The sequence below is a fragment of the Cytobacillus oceanisediminis 2691 genome (assembly GCF_007678455.1).
GTDB lineage: Bacteria > Bacillota > Bacilli > Bacillales > Cytobacillaceae > Mesobacillus > Mesobacillus oceanisediminis_A.
Genome location: NZ_VEEP01000089.1, coordinates 1 through 323 on the forward strand (window position 1 = coordinate 1; position 323 = coordinate 323).

General features: G+C 46.4%; 1 pseudogene. It reads right to left on the reverse strand.

Annotation, left to right across the window (positions count from 1 at the left end):
* Positions 1-297, reverse strand: a pseudogene (locus FS736_RS25540) (DNA integrity scanning diadenylate cyclase DisA); the annotation flags it as partial.
* Positions 298-323 lie beyond the last annotated feature (26 nt).

Consider the following 323-nt stretch of genomic DNA (forward strand, 5'->3'; position numbering starts at 1 on the left):
GTAATGGTTGATGAGAAGGAGTGGGTGTGGTTGCATGTGAGATAAGAGGTGGTGGATTTGGAGGGGAATGAGGGGGGGGTGGATGGGAAGGTGAGTTAAGTATGTAAAGAGGTGTGTGTTGATGGTGAGCAGGATTTGGAAAGGGTGGATGAGGTGGAGGAAATGATTATAGGTGAGAAGATTGTGGAATTGTAGGATTGGGAGATTGGTAATGCTGTGGTGGAGAAGGAGTTTGTATTTTTGGAGTGTGTGGATGGCGTGGTTGGGGTTTGTTAAAATGAGGGCAATATGGTTCAGGGGATAAGGAAGGTTTGGGTGGTAAA